This is a genomic window from Streptomyces ortus, assembly GCF_026341275.1.
Lineage (GTDB): Bacteria > Actinomycetota > Actinomycetes > Streptomycetales > Streptomycetaceae > Streptomyces > Streptomyces ortus.
In genome coordinates this window covers 2726710-2752023 of record NZ_JAIFZO010000002.1, presented here as the reverse complement: position 1 = coordinate 2752023, position 25314 = coordinate 2726710, and the positions used below count along the sequence as shown (strand labels likewise).

Genomic DNA, 25314 nt, shown 5'->3' with positions numbered 1-25314 from the left:
GTTCGGGGCGCCCGGGGCGGGCGTGCGCATGCCAGGGAACCCGTCCGTGGGTCCCTCGCCATCCCCGTTCATCCGCAGGACACTTGACCAGGAAAGCCGTTGTCGGCGGAGGGGGACGCGAGATGCGGGACGGCCATCGGGTGGAGGCCGAGCGGTTGTTGGTGCGGGCCGTGGAGGAGGAGGTTCGGCGCTCGGGCGGGCGGGCCGACGGGAGCGTACTGCTGTCGCGGGCGCGGGCCTCGCTGGACAGCATGGCGCAGACGGCCGCCGAGGAGTACGAGGCCTACACGAAGGCGACGGACGAGGCCGAGGCGGGCCGCCTGACCTTCGGGCAGCGCTACGCGCGCGAGGGCGCCGGAACCCCCCTGCTGGTGGCGGCCGTCGCCGCCCTCGCGGCCGTCGTCGCGGACCTGGCACTCGGCACCACAGGGGGCGCGGCACTGGCCGCGGGCGCGGTCGTCGGGGTCGCGGGCGCCGCGACCACGGTGGCGAAGGTGACGGCCTCCCATCTGCCGGCCGCGAGCCGCCGGGCGGGAGCCCTCGGCCAGCCCGGCGGCTCCGAACAGCTGCGCCTGACCTGGCTGACCGCCCTGGAGGTCCGCGGGATCCGCCCCTTCTTCGACCAGCAGCGCGTGTTCAACGCCGCCACCGGGGCGAAGAAGGGCGCGCCCCAGTTGCGGCGTACGGACAAGAGCGCGGCAGCCCGGCGGCGGAGCGTCCTGGAACAGTCGTTCGGGCAACTCCCCGAGCCGGTGGGGTCGTTCGCGGGCCGTCGACAGGAGGTGCAGCGGATCGCGCAGTGGGTGCACGCGGCCCGCGCGAGCACCGAGACCCGGCCGACGGTGGTCGTCCTGCACGGCTCGCCGGGTTCCGGCCGCAGCACCCTCGCCGTCCGCGCGGCGCACGAGTTGAGGGACCAGTTCCGCGGCGCGTGCGTGGTGGACCTGCGCGGTGACAGCGCGGAGGAGTCGCCGCTGAGCACCCGCGACGCGCTGCTGCACCTGCTGAACCGCCTCGGCGCCCCCCGCGAACAGCTCCTGTTCCGTGAGCGTTCCTCGCAGGACCAGCAGGTCAGGCGGCTCGCCGAGCTGTATCACCAGCATCTGACCGGCCTGCCGGTGACGATCGTGCTGGACGACGCGAGCGACCTGGAGCAGGTCCGCACGCTCGTGCCGGAGCGTTCCGACAGCCTGGTCGTCGTCACCGCCCGCAAACCCCTGGACCTGCCCGCCGACCTGCCCGCCTGGGTGCACCAGCTCGCGGTGGAGCCACTGGCCGCGCCGGGCGCCGAGGAGCTGCTGAAGGCTTCCGCGCAGGACGACTCCGCCCCGTACGACGCCGAAGCCGCGGACGAGATCAGGGAGTTGTGCGGCGGACTGCCTCTGGCGCTGCGCGTCGCCGGCTCGTCCCTGGGCCCGCGCACGCCACGCCGGCTCGCCACCGACCTGGCGGCGTACGGACCGGTCGAGCCGGTCGAACGGGTGCTGTGGCTGCGCTACACCGACCAGCCGGACCCGACGAGGCGGCTGCTGCGGCGGCTCGCCCTGGCGGGCCGCGCCTCGCTGGGGGCCGCCGCGGCGGCGGCCCTGCTCGCGACGGACGAGCCCGAGGCGACCCGCCGGCTGGAAGCCCTGTCCCGCGCGGGTCTGATCGACCACGTCCGCGGCAGCCGCTACCGCCTGCACGACCTCGTACGCGCCTTCGCGCAGGCCCGCCTCCTCGACGAGGAGGACCCGGCCGAGCGCACGGCCGCGCAGGAACGTCTCATCGTGAACTACGGCGAGCTGGCCGACTCGGTGATCCGCCTGGTCGACGGCAAGACGTCCACGCGCGCGGACACGTCCTTCCAGTCGAGCGCGGTCGGGCCGCACGGGTTCACCTCGCTGGACGCGGCCCTGCGCTGGCTGGACGACGAGTCGAGCTTCATCACGGCGGCCCTGCGGCACGCGGAGGGCGTGAACCAGGAGGCGGTGCTCAACCTCCTGGGCGCCCTGTGCGACTACTGCCTGCTGCGCGGCGACCTCTACCGGCTGGGCGAGATCAGCGAGTTGACGCAGGCCGTCGACCAAGGGTTGCTGGTGCGCTCGGTCCAGTGGCGCACGGGCATCGCGGCCCGTCAGCTCGGCGAACTCGACAAGGCCCGTACGACGCTGACGTCGGTGGTCGACCTCTACTTCGAGGCCCACCACGACGCGGGCGCGGCCCGGGCGCTGTGTTCGCTCGGCATCACCCTCCACCACCAGGGCAACCTCACCGAGGCCGCCCTGAAGCTCCAGGAGGCCCTCGATCTGCAGGCCTCCCCCGCCCTCGCGGCGGACCGTGCCTGGACGATGCACGCGCTGGCGGCCGTGGAGCGCGACCGGGCGAGGCTGCGCGAGGCGCTCGACCTCCTCACGCGCGCCCTGGACCTGCACCGCGAGGGCGAGTCCGTGCACGGCGAGGCGTGGGCGCACTACCAGCTCGGCCAACTGGGCCTGCGGATGGGCGACGTACCGCGCGCCGAGTCCGAACTGCGCGCCGCCCTCGACCTGTACGGGCGTACCCGCGACGCCCGTGGCGAGGCCTGGGCGCTGACGCAGCTGGCCCGGGCCCGGCTGGTCGACGGCGATCCGTCGGCCGCCGTGGACGGTCTGCGCCAGGCGGCCTCCCGCCACCGCGAGAACGAGGACTCGCGGGGCGAGGCGTGGACGGTGTACTACCTGGGCCAGTCGCTGGAGGAGACGGGCAACCTCGACCAGGCGGTCCGTGAACTGGAGCGGTCCCGCACGATGTTCTCGCGCATCCGCGACGTCTACGGTCTGGCCTGCGCCCGCCACCACTCGGCCCGGGTGACCCGCGACCAGCGCGCCGCGCAGACCGGCTCGCTGCGCAACTCCGGCTTCGCCCGGCAGCTCCTGGTGGACGCGCGCGCCGACTTCCAGCGGATCGGCGTCGCCCACGGGGAGGCGTGGACCTGCCTGGAGCTGGCGGTGGTGGAGGCGGGCAACGCGCGTACGCAGTCGGCGCTGGGGCTGTGCGACGAGGCGGCGGCGCTCTTCGCGTCCTACGGCGACCGCCGCGGCGAGGACTGGGCCCGTTTCCTGCGCTGCACGCTCCTGCCGTACGCCTCCCCCGGCGGCGTCGAGGTGGGCACCGCCGTGGCCCAGGAGGAGCTGTCCCAGCTCTCCCGCACCGGCCATCCGTCCCGGGACGGAAAACTGGGCGACTACATCGAGGCGTACCAGCTCCTCCTGGAGCGCGGAGCCGACCTGGAGGCCGGCTGGCAGGCCTGGCGCCTGGGAATGGTCCCGAACCGGCATGCGCGGGAGGTCATGGGGGTGGCGGTCTCGGCGGAGCGGGCGTGAGAGCGCCGCTCGCCGGCGGGCCTTCCGGGTACGGCTGATCCGGCGATGCCTCCGGACAACACCGGATCAGGGCATCACCGGATCGGGCATCACCGGATCGGGCGTCACCGGATCAGGTGCCGGACGCGGTCGCGGTGGTCGCCGTCGCGTCCGGGGTTCAGCCCTTCGCGGGCGAAGCCGTCCCTCCGGAACCGCTGCCGGAGCCGGTCGCTCCGGAGGTCGCCTTCGCGGCGGATTCCGCCTTCGGGTCGGCGTCCTCCTCGAAGTCGACCCTCGTCAGCTGCCGGTTCATCGATTTCATCAGGCCCCATACCGCCACGGCCATCACCGCGAAGACGATGAAACCGAGAACACCGGGGGTGACCTTGTTCTCGTCGACCTCCTTGGCGAGGGGGACGAGGTGCGTCAGTGCCAGGCTTGCGCTCATATCAGGCATTGTCGCGGATGCCCGCGAAGAGGTCGTCCTCGGGGAGGGATGTGTCGACGAGGGACTTCGCCAGCTCGTACTCCTCCGTCGGCCAGACCTCCCTCTGGAGCTCCATCGGGACGCGGAACCAGCCGCCGTCGGGGTCGATCTGCGTGGCGTGCGCGATGAGGGCCTTGTCGCGGATCTCGAAGAAGTCCGCGCACGGCACATGCGTGGTCAGGGTGCGCTCGGCGCGCTCGAACTCGTCCCACCGCTTGAGCCAGTCCCCGTACGGCGACTCCATGCCCCGGTCGAGCAGGGCGTGGTGCAGGGCCTCGGTGCGCGGGCGGTTGAAGCCCTGGTTGTAGTAGAGCTTCTGCGCCTGGAAGGCCGGGCCGAACTCCGACTCCGGGTACTTCTCGGTGTCGGCCGCGCCCTCGAACGCCACCATCGAGATCTTGTGGGTCATGATGTGGTCCGGGTGCGGATAGCCGCCGTTCTCGTCGTAGGTGGTGATCACCTGCGGCCGGAACGAACGGATCTTGCGGACCAGCTCGCCGGCGGCCTTGTCGACGTCCTCCAGGGCGAAGCAGCCCTCGGGCAGCGGCGGCAGCGGGTCGCCCTCGGGCAGGCCCGAGTCGACGAAGCCCAGCCATTCCTGCTTGACGCCGAGGATCTCGCGGGCCTCGTCCATCTCCTTCTTGCGCACCTCGTGGATGTGCTCCTCGACGTACTTGTCGCCCTGCAGCTTGGGGTTGAGGATGGAGCCGCGCTCCCCGCCCGTGCAGGTCACGACCAGCACGTCCACCCCCTCGGACACGTACTTCGCCATGGTGGCCGCGCCCTTCGACGACTCGTCGTCGGGGTGGGCGTGCACGGCCATCAGTCGCAGCTGGTCAGTCAAGACTCAATCCTCAGTAAGTCGGCGCCCCACGGTGTAACGGCGCAATCCAAAGGGGTCGTCCCGTAGGGACGTCGATGAGGGGTGGCGGTCGGGTGACGGGTGGGAACTTCTATAGTGACCGAATCGGCGGGCGAAAAATTCCTGGCCCCGGCTCCGCGCACCCGCCCCGGAGAGGACGATCATGAGTACGGTGCAGCTGCCCGAGGGCCGGTACGGTCGCTCCGCGGACGAGCGCGCCGACCGCAAACTCAAGATCATCGGTTCTGTGCTGGGAGTGGCCCTGCTCGCGCTGATCGGCTATTTCGCCTTCCACTACGTGGCGGGCAACAAGATCAGTGCGGAGGTCATCAGTTTCGACGCCTCGGATTCCGCCGTGAAGGTGCATCTCGAGGTCCGCAAGGATTCGGGTGTGACGGGGTACTGCACGATCCGGTCCCAGGCCGAGGACGGCGCCGAGGTCGGCCGCGCGGACTTCCGGTTCGACCAGGACGCGACCCGTGTCGACAAGGTCCTCACGCTGCGCACGACGGCTCCCGGTACGACCGCGGAACTCCTCGGCTGCCACGCGGACTGAGCCGCGGACCGTGCGGCGCACGGTGCACCCCGGACCACTCCCGACACCGGCGGATGTCCCTCCCGGCACTTCCGCGCTGACCTGCGTGGACGTAATTCTGATGGGTTATGTCCTCCCCCTTCGGCCCGTGAATTGTTAGGCTCGTGGTTTCGCCCACCCGAGAAGGAACATTCTTCTGGGTAGGGCGATGCTTTGTATTCCCAGTACCTACGAGGAGCACCTGTGACCCAGACCAGCGAGAACGTCACCTGGCTGACCCAGGAGGCGTACAACCAGCTCAAGGCCGAGCTGGAGCACCTGTCTGGTCCTGCGCGCACGGAGATCACGGCCAAGATCGCGGCCGCGCGCGAGGAGGGCGATCTGCGTGAGAACGGTGGCTACCACGCGGCCAAGGAGGAGCAGGGCAAGCAGGAGCTCCGGGTGCGCCAGCTGACGCAGCTCCTGGAGAACGCGAAGGTGGGCGAGGCTCCGGCGGCGGACGGCGCGGTGGCGCCCGGCATGGTCGTCACCATCGCCTTCGACGGCGACGAGGACGACACCCTCACGTTCCTGCTCGCCTCCCGCGAATACGCGAGCTCCGACATCGAGACGTACTCGCCGCAGTCCCCGCTGGGCTCCGGCGTGAACGGCAAGAGGATCGGCGAGGACGCCCAGTACGAACTGCCGAACGGCAAGCTCGCCTCGGTGAAGGTCCTCGAAGCCAAGCCGTACGCCGCGTAACCCCGTCCCCGGCGTCGCCCCGGCGAGCCCCCGGCGCCTGCGCGCCGGGGGCTTCTCCGTGCCCGGGCGCCGGGCTCCCCCGTGTCTGCTCGGCGTGCCCGCTCAGCTGTCCGCCTTGCGGTACTTGCGGACCGCAAGGGTGCGGAAGAGCACGACGATCAGCACCGACCAGATGACCGAGGCCCAGACGGGATGCTGCATGGGCCAGGCGCTGGACTCCACGACCCCCGGGTTGCCGAACAGCACACGGCACGCCTGCACCGTCGCGCTGAACGGGTTCCACTCGGCGATGTGCCGCAGCCAGGGAGTCATCTGGCTGGAGTCCACGAAGGCGTTCGAGATGAACGTCACCGGGAACAGCCAGATGATCCCGCCCGAGGTCGCCGCCTCGGGGGTGCGCACGGACAGGCCGATCAGCGCTCCGATCCAGGTGAAGGCGTATCCCAGGAGGAGCAGCAGGCCGAAGGCGCCCAGGACCCTGGCGGCGTTGGTCGGCTCCGCGGAACCGGTGCGCCAGCCCACGAGCAGCGCGACGACCGCGAGGACGAGCAGGGTGATGGCGGTCTGCACCAGGTCGGCGACGGTCCGGCCGGTCAGCACCGCGCCGCGGGCCATCGGCAGGGAGCGGAAGCGGTCGACGAGCCCCTTCTGCATGTCGTCCGCGATCCCGGCGGCCGAGCCCGCCGTGGCGAACGTGACGGTCTGCGCGAAGATGCCCGCCATCAGGAAGTTCTTGTAGACGTCCGCGTCGGTGGTGCTCCCGATCTGCATCGAGCCGCCGAAGACGTACGTGAACATGACCACGAACATCACCGGCTGGATGATCCCGAAGAGGATCATCTCGGGGATCCGGGTCATGCGGATCAGATTGCGTTTGGCGACGACCAGGGAGTCCCGGACGGACTGCCCGAGGGAGCCTCCCGGGGCCACGGTCCGCACGGCATCGGTGACGGCGCTCACTTGGCGGCCTCCTTCTTGCGCTTGGATCCCTTGGATCCCTTGAGTGCCTCGGTGTCCGTGCCTTCGCCGCTCTCCGCGTCCTTCTGCTCGGCGAGGTGGCCGGTCAGGGAGAGGAACACGTCGTCGAGCGTGGGGCGGCGCAGACCGATGTCGTCGATCTCGATGCCCCGGGCGTCCAGCTCACGGATGACCTCCGCGAGGAGCTTCGCGCCGCCGGAGACGGGCACGGTGAGGCGGCGGGTGTGGTCCTCGACGGTGGTCTCGCCCTTGCCGAAGCCCCGCAGGACCTCGGTGGCGGTCGCGATGTGCTCGCGGTCGTGCACCACGACCTCCACTCGCTCGCCGCCGGTACGGGCCTTGAGCTGGTCGGAGGTGCCGCGGGCGATGACCTTGCCGTGGTCGACGACGCAGATGTCGTGCGCGAGGTGGTCGGCCTCTTCGAGGTACTGGGTGGTCAGCAGCAGCGTCGTACCGCCGGAGACCAGTTGCTTGATGACCTCCCACAACTGCTGGCGGTTGCGCGGGTCGAGGCCGGTCGTCGGTTCGTCCATGAACATGACCGGCGGTGAGACGACGAGCGCCGCGGCGAGGTCGAGCCGGCGGCGCATACCGCCGGAGTAGGTCTTCGCCGTGCGGTCGGCGGCCTCGGTGAGGTTGAACTGCTCCAGCAGTTCGACCGCGCGGGCTTTCGCCTGCTTGGCCCTCATCTGGTAGAGCTGGCCGACCATGTGGAGGTTCTCACGGCCCGTCAGATATTCGTCGACCGCGGCGAACTGACCGGACAGACCGATCGAGCGCCGTACCTCGTTCGGGTGTTTGAGTACGTCGATGCCGGCGACGACCGCTGTGCCGCTGTCGGGCCGGAGCAGCGTGGTGAGGCAGCGGACGGCGGTGGTCTTTCCCGCGCCGTTCGGCCCGAGGAGGCCGAGGACCGTCCCCTCCGGGACATCGAGATCGACGCCGTCCAGAGCCCTTACGTCGCCGAAGGTCTTCACCAGGCCTTCGGCGTAGATGGCGCCTGGCATGTGAGTCTCCCAAGTGGGTGGGGGTCCAGTGAAAGGTGATGAGCGGGCGGCTATTTTCGCCTGCTTTGCGCCACCGGGCGAGCGAATTTCGCACCCCGCCCGAGCGGATGGTGACGAGAGACACACCATAACGCGATGTATCGCGTTTCCTCAAGCGGTTTTCCCGGTCAGGTTCTCCGTGCGGTCTGCGTGCGGTTTCCGTGCGTTCTCCCCGTCGCGCGCCTCCTCGCCCGACCTCAGTCGATGACCGTGTAGCCCGCCCGCCGCAGGGCCGAGTTCACCTCGGCACAGTGCTTCGGCCCCTTCGTCTCCAGGTGCAGTTCGACCTCCACCTCCGTGAGCCCGAGCCGCGGGTCGGTCCGTACGTGACTCACATCGAGGACGTTAGCGTCCACCACTGACAACACCCCGAGAAGCGTGGCCAGGGCCCCGGGCCGGTCCGTCAGCCGCAGCGTGACCGCGAGGTAGCGGCCGTTCGCGGCCATACCGTGCCGCAGGATGCGCTGCATCAGCAGCGGATCGACGTTCCCGCCGGACAGCACCGCGACGACCGGGCCCTCGAAGGTGTCCGGCTCGCTCATGATCGCCGCGACCGGACTCGCGCCGGCCGGCTCGACGACCAGCTTGGCCCGTTCGAGGCAGAGCAGCAGCGCGCTGGACAGCGCGTCCTCGGAGACCGTGCGGATCTCGTCCACCAGGTCGGCGATGATCCCGAACGGCACGTCCCCCGGCCGCCCGACCTTGATCCCGTCGGCCATCGTCGCCGGGTTCTCGACCGACACCGGCCGCCCGGCCGCCAGCGAGGGCGGGTACGCGGCGGCGCCCGCCGCCTGCACCCCCACGATCCGCACGTCCGGCCGCAGCGCCTTCACCGCGACCGCGACACCCGCGGCGAGCCCGCCACCGCCGATCCCCACGACGATCGTGCGCACCTCGGGGCACTGCTCAAGGATCTCCAGGCCCACCGTGCCCTGCCCGGCGATGATGTCGGGGTGGTCGAAGGGGTGGATGAAGACGGCGCCCGTCCCGGCCGCGTACTCCTGTGCGGCGGCCAGCGTCTCGTCCACCACCGTGCCGTGCGTACGCACCTCGGCTCCGTAGTGCGTCGTCGCCGCGACCTTCGGCAGCGGGGCGCCCGAGGGCATGAAGACGGTGGAGTGCACACCGAGCAGCGAGGAGGCCAGGGCGACGCCCTGGGCGTGGTTGCCCGCGCTGGCGGCGACCACTCCGGCCGCCCGTTCCTCGGGGAGGAGCCCGGCGATCCGCACGTACGCGCCGCGCAGTTTGAACGAACCGGTGCGCTGGAGGTTCTCGCACTTGAGGTGTACCGGCGCCCCCACCAGGCCGGACAGGTGCCTGCTGCCCTCCATGGCGGTCGTCCGCGCGACTCCGGAGAGCATCTTCTGGGCGCCGCGCACATCGTCGAGGGTCACCGGCGGCAAGGGGTGGGCCGTGCGATAGCTCATGGGCACCACTCTCGCAGTTGATACCGCGCCGCAGCGGGCGTGACCAACGTCCGAGACCGGGTTTCCTCAGCGCCGGTACGGCCCGCCCCCCGTCCGCGTACTCTGTCCCCCAACCCAGCCCCACGCATGAATAGAGCCCCCGGCCATGCCCACAACACCTGAAATGTCGATGGACATGACGACCGTCGGTGACACCGGTCTTCTGGAAACACTGCAGCACGAGGTCGCGGTGTTCGCCCGCCGTGCCGAACAGACCCGGCTCGGCGGGGTCGGACAGGTGCGCAACTCGATGGACCGCGCCGCGTACCTGCTGCTCAACCGCCTCGACAAGGAGGGGCCGATGGGCGTCAAGGCGCTCGCCGCGAGCATGGGCATCGACTCCTCGACGGTCACCCGGCAGGTGGCCCCGCTGGTCGACACCGGGCTCGTCAAGCGCACCTCCCACCCGGAGGACGGGCGTGCCGTGGTGCTCCAGCTGTCGCCGCGCGGACTCTCCCGTCTGGACGAAGTCCGTTCCTCCAGGCGCCAGTTGATGGCGGAGCTGACGCAGGAGTGGTCGCCGGAGGAGCGCGACGCCTTCTGCGCGCTGCTCACCCGCTTCAATGTCGCGCTCTCCACCCGCATGGCCGCGTCGCCGTCCGCGGAGGCACCGGCACCCTCCTGACCTGCCGCCCGCCGCCCCTGCCGCGCGGGGCCGCACCGAGCCGCCGCGACCGATCCGGCCGTACCGTCTCGTGCCGCCCTCTTGACCGGGGCCCGCGCCTGGCCTCATATGAAGTCGGGCCCCGAGGTACGCGGCTGTTCACGGCGTACGTCTCCAGGGCCCCGGTTTTCCCACGGGGAGGCGCGGTGCGAAAGCGGCAGGCGTCCCGGAACGCCCGCCGTGCCCGGGAGTTCGAGGCGTTCGTCGCGGGCGCGGCAGGGCGGTTGCTGCATGCCGCCACACTGCTCACCGCGGAGCCCCCGGACGACAACCCGCGCGCGCGGCGCCTGCTCACCGCGACCCTCGCCCACACGTACGCCGTCTGGGACCGCCTGCGCGGCGAGGACCCGTACGACCGGACCCGGCAGCAGCTGGCCGTGCGCTTCGCACGCGGGGCCTGGCACCAGTACGGCGGCCTCGGCCGGACGTACCTACGTGGCCGCCCCGCCCCCGACAGCGCCCTGCGCCACCTCACCCCGCAGGAACGGCTGATCCTCGTCCTGCGCATGTACGAGGGCGTCGCCGAGGAGCAGGCCGCCGCGCTGCTGGGACTGCCCACGGAACGCGTACGGGCGATCTGCGCCCGTGCCATGGCCACCCTGCTGCATCCGCCCCGGGAGACCGCCCCACCGATCGCGAAGGTGGTGCCTTCATGAGCCCCGTCAGCCGCAGGGAGGCCGACGTCCGGCGCATCCTTGAGGCACCGCAGCCGTCCGTACCCCCGGAGCTGTACACGGAGGCCGTGCGCAGGGGCGGGCGCATGCTGCGCCGCCGGACGGTCGCCCGGCGGCTGATGTGGCTGGTGCTGTTCGCGGCGACCGTGGCCCTCGTGGTGTGGCTGTCGGTCGCCCAGCCGTGGGTGGAGCCGCCGTCGCAGACGACTCCACCGCTGACCGGCTGGTGAGCGACGCCCTATCCCAGGGCCTGCTTGAGGTCCTCAAGAAGGTCGTCGATGTTCTCGATGCCCACGGACAGGCGTACGAGATCGGCGGGGACCTCCAGGAGGGACCCGGCCACGGACGCGTGCGTCATCCGTCCCGGGTGCTCGATCAGGGACTCGACGCCGCCCAGGGACTCGCCCAGGGTGAACACCTTGGCGCGGTTGCAGACCTCGACGGCCGCCTCCTCGCCGCCCTCGACCTGGAAGGAGACCATGCCGCCGAACGACCGCATCTGCTTGGCGGCGGTCTCGTGACCGGGGTGCTCCGGAAGGCCCGGGTACAGAACACGCGTCACGCGCGCGTGCCGGGTGAGCATCTCGGCGACCCTGGCGGCGTTCTCGCTGTGCCGGTCCATGCGGACGGCGAGCGTCTTGATGCCGCGCAGCACCAGCCAGGCGTCCATCGGGCCGGCGACCGCGCCCATCGCGTTCTGGTGGTAGGCGAGCTCCTCGCCGAGCGCCTGGTCGGCGACCACGAGCGCCCCGCCGACGACGTCGGAGTGGCCGCCCATGTACTTGGTCAGCGAGTGCACGACGACGTCCGCGCCGAGCGCGAGCGGCTGCTGGAGGTAGGGGCTGGCGAAGGTGTTGTCGACGACCAGCTTGGCGCCGGCCTCGCGCGCGACGTGCGAGAGCGCGGCGATGTCGGTGATGCCGAGCAGCGGGTTGGAGGGGGTCTCCACCCACACGGCCTTCGTCGCGGGCGTGATGGCCGCCCGTACGGCCGCGGGGTCGCTGGTGTCGGCGACCGACCACTCCACGCCCCACCGGGAGACGACCTTCGCGAAGAGGCGGAACGTACCGCCGTACGCGTCATTGGGGATGACCACGTGGTCGCCGGGGCTGAGCAGCGTACGCAACAGGCAGTCCTCGGCCGCCAGTCCGGACGCGAACGCGAGCCCGCGGCTGCCGCCCTCCAGGGCCGCGAGGTTCTCCTCCAGCGCGGTCCTCGTCGGGTTGGCGCTGCGGCTGTACTCGTAGCCGCCGCGCAGCCCGCCCACGCCGTCCTGCTTGTAGGTCGAGACCTGGTAGATCGGCGGGACGACCGCGCCGGTGAGGGGATCGGCGGTGTTGCCCGCGTGGATCGCCACGGTTTCGAAGTGCTGACTGATGTGCCTGTCGCTCATGGGCACCGAGGGTAGTGCGCCCGCGGGCATTGTGGCGGCGGGCGTCCGCGGGCCGGCCCCGGGCCGTCGCCCGGGGTCCCGGTGGAACTGCTCCCTCCGGCCCGCCGCGAAGGTTTTCCACAGGATCCGCGGCCCTGGTTGGCCAATTGTCGGACGCGTCTGGTTCGCTTGTGGCATGGAGATTCTCTGGGTCCTGATGGCGCTGCTCTTGATCGGGTTCGCCGTCGGACCGATCATGATGCGCAGGCGTGCCGGTGGTATCCAGCAGGTCGCCCCGGGCGACCCGGACGCCGCCGACCCGGCGAACTACGGCTTCCTGCGTCAGGAGGAGCTGGACATCCGGATGCCGGGCCCCGACGAGGACCTGCTGGAGGTCCTCGACCTGGTGCAGCGCACCCAGGACTACCGCGCCGCGTCACAGCTCCTGGCCGGTACGGAGGCGGAGGGCGAGCGCCGCTGGCAGCGCGTCCAGGCCTTCGCGGGCGCGGCGTCGCTGGAACTGCAGCAGCGCCCCGGCGGGGTGAGCGACAACCCCGGCGGGCAGTGGCTGCGGGTGTGGCGGGCCGAGCAGCCCAAGGACGCGGGCGGCGCGGCGGTGCACGCGGAATTCCTGGTGCAGCAGGCGTGGCGTACGTCGTCACCGGGGACGGACGAGTTCCGGATCATCATGGAGGAGGCGCGGGCGGCCTGCGGTGACGCGGCGCTGCTGGCTCCGGGCGACCCGATCCCGTACATCATCGAGCTCTCCGTGGCCCGGGGGCTCGCCTATTCGCAGCCGGAGTTCGAGAAGCTCTGGCTGAAGATCCTGGACCGGGATCCCGCGCACATGGGGGCGCATCTGGCGGCGCTGCACTACTGGTGCGAGAAGTGGCACGGTTCGCGGGAGACGGCGTACTCGTTCGCGGAGGCGGCGGCGGCGCGCGCTCCCCGGGGCTCCCTGCTCGCCGCCATGCCGCTCTTCGCGGTCTTCGAGCACCTTCCCGAGGTGAATCTCGTCAGCGGCTTCTACCAGAGCGAGGTCGTGACGAAGGCGGTCCACGGCGCGCTCTTCGCGGTCCACGCGGCCCGCCCGGACGACCCGATGCTCGCCCACGTCCGCCATCTGCTGGTCTTCTTCCTGGTCCGCGGCGAGCGCTGGGCGGAGTCGATGAACCAGCTGGTGCACGTCGACGGCCACGTGGGCGCGCTGCCCTGGACCCTGACCTCCGACCCGGCGGCGGACTACGCGGTGTACCGCGCCCTGTCGGTGGCGGGCTACGAGGCGAACGGCGGCAACCCGGCGACGCTGCCGCACTGACCGCGCCCCGGAGACCCGCGAGGGGCACACCCCGGAGATCGGTCTCCGGGGTGTGCCCCTCGGCGGTCAGCCCTGGGTGCGGGCGGGCAGGCGCCATCCCGGGCGCGGGAAGTGGCAGGTGTAGCCGTCCGGGTAACGCTGCAGGTAGTCCTGGTGCTCGGGCTCGGCCTCCCAGAAGGGGCCGACCGGCTCCACCTGGGTGACGACCTCGCCCGGCCACAGACCGGAGGCGTTCACATCGGCGATCGTGTCCTCGGCGATCCGCTTCTGCTCGTCGTCCACGTAGTAGATCGCCGAGCGGTAGCTGAGGCCCAGGTCGTTGCCCTGGCGGTTCTTGGTGCTCGGGTCGTGGATCTGGAAGAAGAACTCCAGGATCGTACGGAAATCGGTCCCCGCGGGGTCGAAGAGGATCTCGATGGCCTCCGCGTGCGTACCGTGGTTGCGGTAGGTCGCGTTCGGCACGTCACCCCCGGTGTAGCCGACCCGGGTCGCCGTCACGCCGGGGAGTCGGCGGATCAGGTCCTCCATCCCCCAGAAGCATCCGCCCGCCAGCACGGCCCTCTGTGTCTGCGCAGCCATTGCGGCCCTCCACCTCTCTGTCGGCTCGGTCAGTCGGGCCGTCCGGTTCTCTCACCACCGGCATCCGTGCCCACCCCCCTCAACGCACGAGGGTTCCGAGCGATTCCGCGGCTCCGCCCCGGTGCGTCACACGGTGGGCTTGTAGAAGGTGTAGGTGGCGGAGTAGGGGACGCTGACCTGGTCGGTCCCGGTGCAGGCGGTGGTGGGGGCGACGCCGCCCTCGGTGCCGAGGCGCTGGATGTAGGAGACGTCGGCGAAGACGCCTGCGCCGCGGGTGGCGGTGGACTTGAGCAGAAGCTCGGGGATGGTGCCGGTCTTGGGCGAGGTGGCGACGACGGAGGCGTTCACGGCGCTGCCGTCCACCGTGGACACCCAGACCGGACCGCGGGAGTGGAGGGCGACCGGACGGTGGTGGCGGTCACCCTTCACCGAGAGGGTGGCGGCGGGCTCCAGCAGCTTCCAGGCGCCGTCGGTGCAGGTGTACGTCTGGACGCCGGTGGCGGCGAAGACGCCGGTGAGCCGGTTGCCGTCCGGGACCTTCAGCGCGTCGGGCACGTCGACGCCGACACGTACGGGCTGCGAGACCGGGGCCTGGCCGGCCGACGCGCCGGACATCGTGCCGGCGGTCACGGCGGCGAGTGCCGCGGTGGTGAGGACAAGTCGCTTGGCGAGCTTCATCGGATGTCTCCAAGGTGATTCCGAACGAACGGGGTCACGGGCGCGCACAGGCACGCACTCATACGCGGACACGTACGCCGACGCGTTCGCGTTCGCGGACGCGAGGACGAACACCGTGCCGCCGTGCGGAAACCATGGCCGGGCCGACGGATCGAGCCGACGGATCGGGCCGAAGAGCTGAGCGCGCGGCACGTGACGGAGCAAGGAGTATCACCGCCCGGCCGCTCCGGCGAGGGCCCGGAGGGCATACCTGCGGTCACGCCGCAGCCGCCCCGGGGACACGCCCCGTGCCCCGCCACCTTCTCAAGTGACCTTCGGGACCGCCGAGTTGGGGTAGACCCAGTAAACGCGGTGGACGATGCGGCCCCGCCTCGCTCACTCCACCTCTATGCCATGGTCCTGGACCAGTTCCATCAGGCCCCCGGTGTAGCCCTTGCCGCCGAGGACGAAGTCCCAGTCGCCGCCCGCCCGTCGGCGGAAGGAGCCGAGTACCAGCGCGGTCTCGCGCGGCCGGCCGTCGGAGACCTCCAGCCGGCCCAGTTCGGACATCTCCGGGTCGAGCAGCCGGATATGGGCGTCGGTGAAGCCGGAGAGGTCGGCGTCCGGGTTGACCTCGGGGTCGACCGCGGCCACGAGGACGAACCGGTCCGCCCGCTCCGGCAGCCCGTCGAAGGACACGCAGATCGCGGCCTTGTCGGGGCCGACGGCGGGCAGGGTGCGCACCGAACCGTCCGGGGTCCGCTGGTTGTTGTAGAAGACGAAGTGGTCGTCGCTGAGGACGCGGTTGCCGGCGCAGACGAGCGCGCACACGTCCAGCGCGACGCTTCCGGTCCACGACATGCCGAGGACGTTGTAGTCGTCGGGCAGCCGCGTCCCGGGATCCTCCGGCGCCTGCCGCGCAGCCGGTGTGGCCGACCGCCCCGACCGGGTGGCCGACCGCCCCTCGCCCCTCGCCGCCGGGTCCCCGTCGCCCAGCCGTCCCCGCAGCCCGTGCCGGTGCAGCAGATCGACGAGCTCGGGGCCCGAGACGAGTTCCAGCGGTTTGCCGTTGGCGAAGGTGTGCGAGCCGGGTCCGAAGCCCGAAGTCGTCACCAGGACACCCTTGTTGGCCCCGGCGTCCTGCACGGTCCCGTACAGGTCGCGTACGGCGGTGGGCGGCACGGTGTTGCGGTACCGCTTGACCTGTACGACGATCTTGCCGCCCCGGATCGGTGCCGGGTCCAGCGCGTCGACGTCCACACCGCCGTCGCCGGAGCGCTGGGTCGTCACCGCCTGCATGCCCATGGCCCGGAAGAGTTCGGCGACGAGGTTCTCGAAGGCGAGCGGATCCATGGCGTACAGGTCGGGTTCCTCGTCGCCGCCGTGCGCGACGACACGGTTGCCGACGTCCTGCGGCCGTCGGCCGGTCCGTACCGGGGTGAGCTGGTCCGGCCGGGCCGAGAGCTGTCCGCGCAGCGCGTCGGACAGGCAGCTGCCCGCCTCCACCTGCGCGAGGTGCAGTTCGCGGAACGACGAGCGGGAGGCCATGACGGTCGCGAGGAAGATCTGGCCGGGCCGGCCCGTGGTCGGGTCATGACCGTCCACGAAGCCGTTCAGGGTCACCGCTTCGAGTGCGTCCAGCTCGTCCGCGGCGAAGAGTTCGTGCAGGACGAGCAGCATGCACTGCGCGAGGACGTCCCGGTACAGTGCCCGCCGCTGACCCACGGGCCGCGGGGTCTCCTTGTCCTGGTCGGTCCCGGCCACGTACCGGACGGACTTGACCTCGGGGACGATGCCGAAGCCGGGCAGCTCCCAGTCCAGCACCAGTTCCCGGGCGGCCGGGTCGTAGGCCGCCGCGACCTGGCGCGGCAGTTCCTCCGGCCAGGCCCGCGAGGCGTAGAGCGCGGCGGAGAAGTACTCGATCACCGCGTCGGGGTCCAGGCGCCGGACGCCCTCGGTCAGCTCGGCGACGTCCGCGTTGTGACGGCGTACGTCGGCCAGCTGGGCGTCGGCCCACTGCTGGTACTGCCGCTGGTAGGCGGCCAGTTGCTGCTGCCGGCGTGCCTCGGCGGTTTGCGCGGCGTGCCAGTCGTGCTCGAAGCGGGCCCGCGCCTCGGCCTGTGCCTGGGCGCGGCGGTTCGCGGTCCAGCCGCTCTGCACCTGGTACCGGTTCGCGTCCGGCATGCGTACGGGCTGGGCGAGCGGCCCCGGGGCGAAGGGCTGGACCTCTTCGGGCCGCAGGAGCGAGGACGCCCTGAAGGCGGGAGTCCGGCAGCCCGCGGCGAGCAGGCCCTGCAACGAGGCGACCTGGGCGTCCAGTTCGTCGGTACGGCGTTGCGCCTCGGCCTGCCGGTACTGGCGGTGGCTCTGGGCCGCTCGCCGCTGGTAGGCGAGGGTCTGCTGTTCGGCTCGCCTCCGCTGCCTGGCTTCGGCGTCCAGCTGACGCTGCTGCTGCCGTTGTACTTCGGCCCACACGCCGACGAAACCAGTAGAGCGACGAGACATGTGCCGCAGGCCCTCCCCAGGACAGTGGCAGCCGAAAAGCACATAGTAGGCGTGCCGGCCGCCTCGCCTACCCCCGCGCTCCGCTTCCGTAGGGCCGGGTGAGGATCTCCAGGCTGTGGCCGTTCGGGTCCTCGAAGTACGTGCCGCGACCGCCGTCGTTCGTGTTGATCTCGTTGACGCGGCGGTGGTACGGGTCCGCCCAGTAGGTGAGCCCCGCGTCCTGGACGCGGCCGAAGATCGTGTCGAAGTCGTCCTCCGAGACCAGGAACGCGTAGTGCTGGGGCGGGATGGACCCGATGGCGTCCATGTAGTCGAGGGTCACCCCGTTCGGGATCCGTACAGGGATGAAGGGACCGTACGCGGGGCTCACCTCAAGGCCCAGGATGTCGGCGAGAAAGCGGGCCGACGTCTTCTTGTCGTGAGCTGCGACGATCGTGTGGTTCAGCTCGACGGTCATCGTGCGGACCTCCTCGGTTCGCCGGCTCGGCACTTCCGTGCTCCCGTACGGGTCCACGCTAGGGCCTGTACGACCGTGCCCCCACCGGGAAATCCCGGTGGGGGCACGGCGGCGCTGCCTTCGGGGGCGCGGGGAACGGCGCGATCTTTCGTCTTCCAGGGACGCCGGGAAGGGCGCCACCAGCCACGACGCACCCCCGGCGGAGCTAGATCGTCGCCGCGTCGATCACGAACCGGTACCGCACATCGCTGGCGAGCACCCGCTCGTACGCCTCGTTGATCTCGGCCGCGGAGATCAGCTCGATCTCCGCACCGAACCCGTGCTCGGCGCAGAAGTCCAGCATCTCCTGGGTCTCGCGGATGCCGCCGATGCTCGATCCGGCGAGGGCCTTGCGGCCGGCGATCACCGAGAACAGGTTCAGGGAGACGGGCTCCTCGGGCGCGCCCACGTTCACGAAGGCGCCGTCCGCGCGGAGCAGGGACAGGAACCTGTCGAGGTCCAGCGGGGCCGAGACCGTCGACAGGATGACGTCGAAGGTGCCGCGCAGTTCCTCGAAGGTCTTCGGGTCGCTGGTCGCGTAGTAGTGGTCGGCGCCCAGCTTCAGGCCGTCGTCCTTCTTGCGCAGCGACTGCGACAGCACGGTCACGTCCGCGCCCAGCGCGTGCGCGATCTTGACGCCCATGTGGCCCAGGCCGCCCATGCCGAGGATCGCGACCTTCTTGCCGGGGCCGACGTTCCAGTGCTTGAGCGGGGAGTACGTGGTGATGCCGGCGCACAGCAGCGGCGCGGCCTCGTCGAGGGCCAGGCCCTCGGGGATACGGACGGTGTACGCCTCGTCGACGACGATGTGCGTCGAGTAGCCCCCGTAGGTGGGCTCGCCGTCCCTGCCGACGGCGTTGTACGTGCCGGTCATGCCCTTGACGCAGTACTGCTCCAGGCCGGCCTTGCAGTTGTCGCACTCACGGCAGGAGTCGACCATGCAGCCGACGCCCACGCGGTCGCCGACGGCGAACTTGGTGACGCCGGAGCCGACCTCGGTGACGACACCGGCGATCTCGTGGCCGGGGACCATCGGGAAGATGGCCTCGCCCCAGCCCTCGCGGGCCTGGTGGATGTCGGAGTGGCAGATACCGGCGAACTTGATCTCGATGAGGACGTCCTGCTCGCCGACCGGGCGACGCTCGATGGTGGTGCGCTCCAGCGGGGCCTTGGCGGCGGGGGCGGCGTATGCGGCGACAGTGGTCATGCGGAGGGTTCTCCTAAGGAGGGGTCTGCGCCCGGCCTGCCTTCCGGCCGGGTACGGCGTCCAGCCTGCCCCGCCTGCCGTCCGTCACCCAGACCACGCTGTTTCGTACGTCCACCGGTCCTACTACTGGTGGGGGCAGGCTCATATGCGTACGACCGGGTGTCACCGTGAATACTTGACGTATGGACGAACAGCCCGCTCCCTCTCATGAGCACTCGCAGGAGCACTCTCAGGGGTCCGCCGGCGAGTCCGGGCAGGAACCGGGGCGCCGGCTGGACCGGCGTGCCGAGCTCAGCGAGTTCCTGCGCACGCGTCGGGCCCGGCTGAAGCCGGAGGACGTGGGGCTGCCGGACTTCGGGCGGCACCGCCGGGTGCCGGGACTGCGGCGCGAGGAGCTGGCGCAGCTGGCGGGGGTGTCCGTGGCGTACTACACCCGTCTTGAGCAGGGCAACGGCCGGAACGTGTCGGCGGAGGTGCTCGACGCGATCGCCCGCGCTCTGCGGCTGACCGGCGCCGAGCACGCGCATCTGACGCATCTCGCGAAGCCCAAGCAGCACAAGAAGAAGGTGTCGGCCCGGCCGCAGCAGGTGCGGGTGGCGATGCGGCAGCTGATCGACACGTTCGACAGTGTGCCCGCGTACGTCGTGGGGCGGCGCTCGGACATCCTCGTGTGGAACCGGATGAGCGCGGCGGTCTTCGGGGACTGGTCCCAGCTGCCGGCGCCGGAGCGGAACTGGGCGCGGATAGTGTTTCTGCTGCCCGAGTACCGCGAGCTGTTCGTGGACTGGGAGCAGAAGGCGTCCGACATGGTGAGTTTCCTGCGGATGGACGCGGGGTGCCATCCGGACGATCCGCGGCTGTCGGCGCTGGTCGGGGAGCTGTCCGTGAAGAGCGAGGAGTTCCGGCGGTTGTGGGCGGCGCATGACGTCAAGGAGAAGAGTCACGGGGTGAAGCGGTTGCACCATCCCCTGGTGGGGGAGCTGACGCTGGCCTTCGAGACGTTCAAGCTGGTCGACGACGAGGAGTTGTCGATGGTGACGTATCACGCGGAGCCGGGGTCCGCCTCTGCCGAGGCGCTCCGTCTGCTGGCCAGCTGGGGCACGGACGCGGTCCGGGCGGGCACGTCGGCGCCGCGGAACTGATCCTCCTCGCCCCCGCCGCCCCTACCCGTCCCGTCACCACCTCAGGGGCTCCGCCCCCGAACCCCCGCTCCTCAAACGCCGGAGAGGCTGAAAAACCTCCAGGGGCGCGGGGAACCGCGCGGCCGGCACCGACGGACCCGCACGATTCAGCCGGGCCAAGCCAAGCAAGGCCGAGCCAGGCCACGGCAACGCACCGCTCAGGCGTCCGAGGCCGGAGGGGTCGGGCCCCACGACCACCGCGGAACCGGCTGCTCCCCCGGCGGCACCGCGTCCGGCCCGGAGAAGTACACCGCCAACCGCGTCCCCCACTCCGCGTAAGCGAGAAACGCGGACCGGAACTCGGCGTCCGAGGGCAGCTCCGCCTCGTCCGCCGCGTCCTGCAGCAGATTCACCCACCGCCGCCGCTGCACCTCGGTGATGCCCTTCCCCAGGTGCTTGGCGACCATGTGCCCGTGCCCTCCCTGCGTCTCGGAGTACACCGGCGGCCCCCCGAAGACCTCCCCGAACCAGGACGCCACATGTGCCGCGTGCTCGGCGGCAAGCCCTTCGAAGACGGGCGCGAGGACGTCGTCCTTGCGGACCTTGTCGTAGAACACCTCGGTGAGACGGGAGAAGGCCTCGGCGCCCCCGGCCCAGGCGTACAGCGTGGGCACGGCCGCCCCCGTCCCCCGTACCGTCGTCGGCTTGTAGTGGCGCGTCTCCTCCACGAACCGGGTGAAGGGACCGATCTCGGCGACGAAGTCGGTGAAGAGCTCGGACTCGCGGAAACCCTCGACGTGGTCCTCGGTGGACGTCCAGGTGATCCGGAGCACGTAGTGCTGGAAGTCCTCCTCGCTGCGCGCCAGCTCGTAGTCGACGCATTGGGGCGCCTCGGCCAGGTGCGCGGCGGCCCGGGTGTAGGCGGCGAGGAACGGCGCCGACTGCTCCTCGGGGATGAGATAGCGGATGTATTCAACGGTGTGCGCGGTCATATCCCCCGCCTACCCGAACGGCCCGCCGGCAGCTCTGCTTCCGGCGGGCCGTTCTCACGCGTTTCCAGACTTCAGGCCTCAGGCCTCAGGCCTCAGGCCTCGGATGGACCGTTCGGTCACTTCCCGTAGTACGCGTTGTAGATCGAGATCGTCGACTTGTTGCCCTTCTTGTCGGCGATCTTGGCGTGGAACGAGATCCCCTTGCCCTTGGCCGGGTTCGTGATCGCGATCTTGCCGTCCTTGACGGTGACCTTCTTCCACGTCTGGCCGTAGTCGTACGACACTTACACCGACAGGGACTTCAGGTTCGAGCCCGCCGCCGAGCCCTGCACGGTCACCGGGACGGAGACCTTCTTGTCCGCCGGAGCCCTGCTGTCCAGGCCCACGGCCGCGTCGAAGCGAACCGAGGAAGCGGGCAGCTTCGCCAGATCGGCCTTCTTGGAGCGGAAGGTCCAGCTGGCGTCGACGCGGGTGGACGCCGCGGCGACCTTGACGGTCCGCTTGACCGAGGTGGTCAGCTTGTACGCGGCGTCACCGGCCGGAACCTTGAAGGTGCCGTCTCCGACCAGCGGGTCGCTGTTCGAGCCGACCTTGGCGCCGTTGCGGTAGAGCGTCGTGGTGACCGCCGAGTAGAGCGACGAACCGGAGTGGGTCTTGCCGTCGGCGAACAGCGGCAGATAGCCGTAGATGCCGTTGCCCTCGCGGTAGAGACCGAAGTCGCCGCCCACGCGCGGGCCGAAGACCGCCGTGTTGAAGGTCTTCTCGTAGCTCTTGCCCGCCGTCAGGGTCTGCGGGGTGCCGAGCGTGTAGTAGGCCTCGACGATCGGCCAGCCCCATTCGTCGACTCCGCCGTGCTGCTCGAATTCGAGGTTCCACTTGACCCCGCCCGCGGTGGACACGTGCACCGTCCGCGTGCCGGGCAGCGTCTGCGGGACGGAGATCGCGGAGGAGCCGGAGCTGCCGGGCAGCGAACCCCAGGCGGTGAGCGCGCCCTTCTTGCCGCTCGACGAGGCGCCCAGACCGGTCTTCACCGTGGCCAGTTCGCTCGCCTTGTAGTGCTTGGTGTAACCGGTGGCGACCTGCTTGACCTTGCCGCCGGCGGTGGTGTCGTACTCCTCGGCGGGCTTGGTCCAGTGACCGTCCCACTGCTGGTACAGGCTGCCGTCCGTGATCTGCGGACCGGCGTGCGCGGAACGGAAGTTGTCGTACGAGTCCAGCCACCAGCCGAAGGAGTAGCTGCTGTCGCCGACGTCCAGCGTGTAGTCCGGGGAGGCGAACTCCGAGGTGGCCGCCGTGTCGGGCACGGTGATGTCCACCGGCTCGGTGGTCCGCGCGTCCACCGTGATCGTGGCGTTCTTGGTGATGCTCAGCTTCGGCTGGGCCACCCAGTCGACGCCCTTGGCGAAGTCCTCCGGGTCGACGAAGAGCGCCGAGTCGAGGACGTAACCGCCCTTGGGGACCCGCACCTTGACGGTGCCGGACTCGTCGTAGGGCGCGTACCACTTCTCCTTGGCGAGCCCGGAGACACCCGCGAGGTTGGCGTTGTAGTCCTTCGTCGGCCTGCCGTCACGGTCGATGAACTTGAACGTGACGTCGTACGACTCCACCTCGCGCTGTACCGCCGCCGCTGTGCGTACGCTCTGGCCGCCGCCGCTCGCCGTCACGTACGCGGAGTAGGCGCCGTCGAGCGTGCCGCCGAGCTTGCTGTCGGCCGTGAGGTCGGCGGAGGCCGTGCCGCCCGCCGGGACGGTCAGCGTCTTGGCACCGAGCGTGAAGAAACCGGCCGGCGCGGCCTGCCCCTTCGGGTCGGTACCCGCGACCGTCAGACTCAGCGTGACATCGCTCTTCCCGAGGTTCCGGTACGTGACCTTCTTGGTGACCGGGGTGTCGTCGGTGTGCGGCCACTGCGCGACGCCGAAACTCACCGACGACGGCTCGGCGACGACACTCTGCTTGATGGCCTTGTCGACCTGGATCCGCCCCGAACCCTGCTGGAACGGCGTGTACTTGCCGCCCTTCGTCGAGCCGGTCAGCGCGCCCTTCAACTCCGCGTACGTCCAGTCGGGGTGCTGCTGCTTGAGGATCGCCGCGGCACCCGCGACATGCGGGGTCGCCATCGACGTCCCCGAGATCGTCACGTAGCCGGGCGGCTTCTCCCCGACCTCCTTGGCTATCACGCTGTCCGGCGCCGAAGCCGCCGTGATGTCCACACCCGGCGCGGTCACATCGGGCTTGATCTGTCCGTCCAGGCCGGGGCCCCGGCTGGAGAACGACGCCAGCTTGTCCGCGTCGTCGACCGCGCCCACGGTCAGCGCCGCCTCCGCGCTGCCCGGCGAGCCGATCGTCTGCTCGCCGAAGTCGCCGTCGTTGCCCGCGGCGATGGCGAAGAGGATGCCCTTCTCCTTGGACAGCTTGTTGACCTGCGCTTCGAGCGGGTCGATGTCCGGAGTGTCCCCACCGCCCAGGCTGAGGTTCACCACATCGGCGCCCTGCTCGGCCGCCCAGTCCATACCCGCCAGGATCCCGGAGTCCTCGCCGTAACCACTGTCGTCGAGCACCTTGCCGTTCAGCAGCCTGGCCCCCGGCGCGACGCCCTTGTACTTCCCGGCCGACTTGACGCCCGTACCGGCCACGATGGACGCCACGTGCGTGCCATGGCCGTACTTGTCGCTCGCGTCGGCGGCAGTGGAGAAGTTCTTCTCGGCGACGACCTGGCCCTTGAGGTCGTCATGGGCCGCGTCGACCCCGGTGTCCAGGACGGCGACCTTGATGCCCTTGCCGTCGAAGCCGGCAGCCCACGCCTTGTCCGCGCCGATCTGCTTGACGGACTTGTCCAGGCTGGCCTTGCGAACCCCGTCGAGCCACACATGCGCGATACCGGAAGCGGTGCTCGCGCCGCCCGTCCGGGTGTCGGTGACCGCCGCCCACAGGTCGCGCGCGTCGCCCTTGGGCGTCAGGACCGCGTCCGCGTTCAACGACGTCAGGGTCCTGCGGACCTTGGTGTCACCGGCCGCACGGACCTCCGCCTTCGCCGCCGACGCCGTACCGCGATAGCCGACGATCAGCTTCAGACCCTGCTTCTGGGCCCTGCGGTTGGCCGACTTGTTGAGCTCGGTGACGTCGAAGAGCCGCCGGTCGAGCTTGCCCTCGGCGATCAGCCGGGCCGCGTCGGCCGGTACGACGAGGGTGTGCCCGTCGGCCTTGCGTATCTGGACGGGTATCCCCTCACGGCCCTTGGCCCGCTCCAGGCCCAGGACACGGCCCTTGGCGTCGACGACCACACGGTCGCCGGTGATCAGGGTGATGCGGTGCTTGGGCGTGGTCTGTACGGCCTGGCCCGCGGCCTGGCCGGTGGCCGTACGGTCGGGCTCCGCCGACGCCGGGCTGGTCATGCCCGCCGCCAGAGCCACGGCAGCCGCCGCGGCGATCGTGCCCGCACACGCTCTTTTCACTTGTCTGCGCAAGTCTCCCCCTGGAGATGAGGTCCGGAATGAACCCCCGTTCATCCGGCCGGGGGACATTCCGTACGCATGCTCGCGCGTAACCCCCCGGAATACTCAGTATGCCGGGGGGTGAACTGGTGCTCAATAGTGTGACCGGAGTCAAGAGTTGGCGTTTTCCCTGACGGTGATCTTTCCCTTCCGGATCGTGGCGACCCGCGGGGCCTTTCTCGCGAGTGCGGAATCGTGCGTCACCATGATGAAAGTGAGCCCGTGCTCCTTCCACATGGTGTCGAGTACGTCCATGATCTCGTCGCGCATCGACTCGTCGAGGTTGCCGGTCGGTTCGTCGGCGAGCAGTACCTTCGGCTGTTTGACCAGGGCACGGGCGATGGCGACGCGCTGCTGCTGGCCGCCGGAGAGTTCGGCGGGCAGATGCCCGGCGCGTTCGGCGAGCCCGACGGACTCCAGGGCGGCGGCGGCCCTTTCCCGGCGTTCCCGCACCTTCACCTTGAGCGGTACGAGGGCGGTCTCCACGTTCTCCTGGGCGGTAAGGGTGGGAATGAGATTGAAGCTCTGGAATACGAATCCGATGTTCTCGCTGCGTACGCCGGTCAGTTTGGTCTCGGACAATCTGGCGAGATCCGTTCCGTCCAGCTCGATACTTCCGGAGGTGGGGCGGTCGAGGCCGCCGAGCATCTGGAGGAGGGTGGATTTGCCGCCGCCGGTGGGGCCCTGGATGACCAGGCGGTCGCCGTCCGCGATGGTCAGGTCGACGCCCGCGAGGGCGTGGACGGTCTCCTTGCCGCGCTTGTACTGCTTGGTGATGCCTCTTAGTTCGTACATGTAGG

21 protein-coding genes and 1 pseudogene are annotated in these 25314 nt (G+C 70.6%); 8 read left to right on the top strand and 14 right to left on the bottom strand.

The genetic code is table 11. The annotated features are described in order from the left end of the window. Positions 1 to 122 precede the first annotated feature (122 nt). The gene (locus K3769_RS15390; protein WP_267026996.1) at positions 123 to 3344 is read left to right on the top strand and encodes a tetratricopeptide repeat protein; all 3222 of its coding nucleotides are present in this window, start codon (positions 123 to 125) and stop codon (positions 3342 to 3344) included. Positions 3345 to 3501: 157 nt separating this feature from the next. On the opposite strand, the gene K3769_RS15385 is transcribed toward K3769_RS15390, so the two are convergent. Further along, positions 3502 to 3780: a hypothetical protein gene (locus tag K3769_RS15385; RefSeq protein ID WP_372514948.1), complete on the bottom strand. Its 279-nt coding sequence runs from the start codon at positions 3778 to 3780 to the stop codon at positions 3502 to 3504. After that, entirely contained in the window at positions 3773 to 4654 is an 882-nt protein-coding gene (gene mca, locus K3769_RS15380; protein ID WP_267026994.1) for a mycothiol conjugate amidase Mca, read from the bottom strand. Before mca ends, K3769_RS15385 begins: the two co-directional genes overlap by 8 nt. A 181-nt stretch (positions 4655 to 4835) precedes the next feature. On the opposite strand from mca, the gene K3769_RS15375 reads away from it, so the two are divergent. Both K3769_RS15375 and greA read left to right on the top strand, forming a co-directional pair. After that, positions 4836 to 5228, top strand: a complete 393-nt coding sequence (locus K3769_RS15375; RefSeq protein WP_267026993.1) for a DUF4307 domain-containing protein — start codon at positions 4836 to 4838, stop codon at positions 5226 to 5228. A 222-nt stretch (positions 5229 to 5450) separates the two neighbouring features. Further along, a complete protein-coding gene (gene greA, locus K3769_RS15370; RefSeq protein ID WP_267026992.1) occupies positions 5451 to 5948 on the top strand; it encodes a transcription elongation factor GreA in 498 nt (165 codons plus the stop codon). Positions 5949 to 6050: 102 nt separating this feature from the next. Here the strand turns inward: greA and K3769_RS15365 are convergent, their stop codons facing one another. From K3769_RS15365 to ilvA, 3 genes are all read right to left on the bottom strand, one after another. Beyond that, the gene (locus K3769_RS15365) at positions 6051 to 6908 is read right to left on the bottom strand and encodes an ABC transporter permease (protein WP_267026991.1); all 858 of its coding nucleotides are present in this window, start codon (positions 6906 to 6908) and stop codon (positions 6051 to 6053) included. After that, positions 6905 to 7933, bottom strand: a complete 1029-nt coding sequence (locus tag K3769_RS15360; RefSeq protein ID WP_267026990.1) for an ATP-binding cassette domain-containing protein — start codon at positions 7931 to 7933, stop codon at positions 6905 to 6907. Before K3769_RS15360 ends, K3769_RS15365 begins: the two co-directional genes overlap by 4 nt. Before the next feature lie 236 nt (positions 7934 to 8169). Beyond that, a complete protein-coding gene (gene ilvA, locus K3769_RS15355; protein ID WP_267026989.1) occupies positions 8170 to 9399 on the bottom strand; it encodes a threonine ammonia-lyase in 1230 nt (409 codons plus the stop codon). Positions 9400 to 9562: 163 nt separating this feature from the next. Here ilvA and K3769_RS15350 point away from each other — a divergent pair, with 163 nt between their 5' ends. The 3 genes from K3769_RS15350 (at position 9563) to K3769_RS15340 (ending at position 11006) form a co-directional block, all read left to right on the top strand. Continuing rightward, a complete protein-coding gene (locus tag K3769_RS15350) occupies positions 9563 to 10063 on the top strand; it encodes a MarR family winged helix-turn-helix transcriptional regulator (protein WP_267031391.1) in 501 nt (166 codons plus the stop codon). Between the two features lie 185 nt (positions 10064 to 10248). Next, positions 10249 to 10758 (top strand): sigma factor-like helix-turn-helix DNA-binding protein, encoded by a 510-nt coding sequence (locus K3769_RS15345; protein WP_267026988.1) that lies wholly within the window; start codon positions 10249 to 10251, stop codon positions 10756 to 10758. Then, complete coding sequence (locus K3769_RS15340; RefSeq protein ID WP_267026987.1) at positions 10755 to 11006, top strand: hypothetical protein; 252 nt, start codon at positions 10755 to 10757, stop codon at positions 11004 to 11006. The genes K3769_RS15345 and K3769_RS15340 overlap by 4 nt, the downstream gene beginning before the upstream one ends. A gap of 8 nt (positions 11007 to 11014) precedes the next feature. Here K3769_RS15340 and K3769_RS15335 read toward each other — a convergent pair whose 3' ends face one another. Further along, the gene (locus K3769_RS15335; protein WP_267026986.1) at positions 11015 to 12169 is read right to left on the bottom strand and encodes a cystathionine gamma-synthase; all 1155 of its coding nucleotides are present in this window, start codon (positions 12167 to 12169) and stop codon (positions 11015 to 11017) included. 175 nt (positions 12170 to 12344) lie between these two features. Between K3769_RS15335 and K3769_RS15330 the strand changes: the two genes are divergently transcribed. Next, positions 12345 to 13466 (top strand): hypothetical protein, encoded by a 1122-nt coding sequence (locus tag K3769_RS15330; RefSeq protein ID WP_267026985.1) that lies wholly within the window; start codon positions 12345 to 12347, stop codon positions 13464 to 13466. Positions 13467 to 13532: 66 nt separating this feature from the next. Here K3769_RS15330 and msrA read toward each other — a convergent pair whose 3' ends face one another. The 5 genes from msrA to K3769_RS15305 all read right to left on the bottom strand — a co-directional run bounded on the left by msrA (position 13533) and on the right by K3769_RS15305 (position 18910). Beyond that, positions 13533 to 14045 carry a peptide-methionine (S)-S-oxide reductase MsrA gene (gene msrA, locus K3769_RS15325; protein ID WP_267026984.1) on the bottom strand — a complete coding sequence of 171 codons (513 nt, stop codon included), beginning with the start codon at positions 14043 to 14045 and terminating at the stop codon, positions 13533 to 13535. Between the two features lie 126 nt (positions 14046 to 14171). Then, positions 14172 to 14723, bottom strand: a complete 552-nt coding sequence (locus K3769_RS15320) for a DUF3455 domain-containing protein (RefSeq protein ID WP_267026983.1) — start codon at positions 14721 to 14723, stop codon at positions 14172 to 14174. Positions 14724 to 15098: 375 nt separating this feature from the next. Then, a complete protein-coding gene (locus tag K3769_RS15315) occupies positions 15099 to 17207 on the bottom strand; it encodes a restriction endonuclease (protein ID WP_267026982.1) in 2109 nt (702 codons plus the stop codon). Between the two features lie 67 nt (positions 17208 to 17274). Further along, positions 17275 to 17664, bottom strand: coding sequence for a VOC family protein (locus K3769_RS15310; protein WP_267026981.1), 390 nt, complete (start codon positions 17662 to 17664; stop codon positions 17275 to 17277). A 205-nt stretch (positions 17665 to 17869) separates the two neighbouring features. After that, on the bottom strand, positions 17870 to 18910 hold the full coding sequence (locus K3769_RS15305) for an NAD(P)-dependent alcohol dehydrogenase (protein WP_267026980.1): 1041 nt from the start codon (positions 18908 to 18910) through the stop codon (positions 17870 to 17872). Between the two features lie 182 nt (positions 18911 to 19092). Here K3769_RS15305 and K3769_RS15300 point away from each other — a divergent pair, with 182 nt between their 5' ends. Further along, complete coding sequence (locus K3769_RS15300; protein ID WP_267026979.1) at positions 19093 to 20052, top strand: helix-turn-helix transcriptional regulator; 960 nt, start codon at positions 19093 to 19095, stop codon at positions 20050 to 20052. A gap of 197 nt (positions 20053 to 20249) precedes the next feature. On the opposite strand, the gene K3769_RS15295 is transcribed toward K3769_RS15300, so the two are convergent. The 3 genes and pseudogenes from K3769_RS15295 to K3769_RS15285 all read right to left on the bottom strand — a co-directional run bounded on the left by K3769_RS15295 (position 20250) and on the right by K3769_RS15285 (position 25309). Continuing rightward, a complete protein-coding gene (locus K3769_RS15295; RefSeq protein ID WP_267026978.1) occupies positions 20250 to 21023 on the bottom strand; it encodes a group II truncated hemoglobin in 774 nt (257 codons plus the stop codon). A gap of 116 nt (positions 21024 to 21139) precedes the next feature. Further along, positions 21140 to 24475: pseudogene (locus tag K3769_RS15290) on the bottom strand (S8 family peptidase). A 150-nt stretch (positions 24476 to 24625) separates the two neighbouring features. Beyond that, on the bottom strand, positions 24626 to 25309 hold the full coding sequence (locus K3769_RS15285) for an ABC transporter ATP-binding protein (protein WP_267026977.1): 684 nt from the start codon (positions 25307 to 25309) through the stop codon (positions 24626 to 24628). Positions 25310 to 25314: the final 5 nt, after the last annotated feature.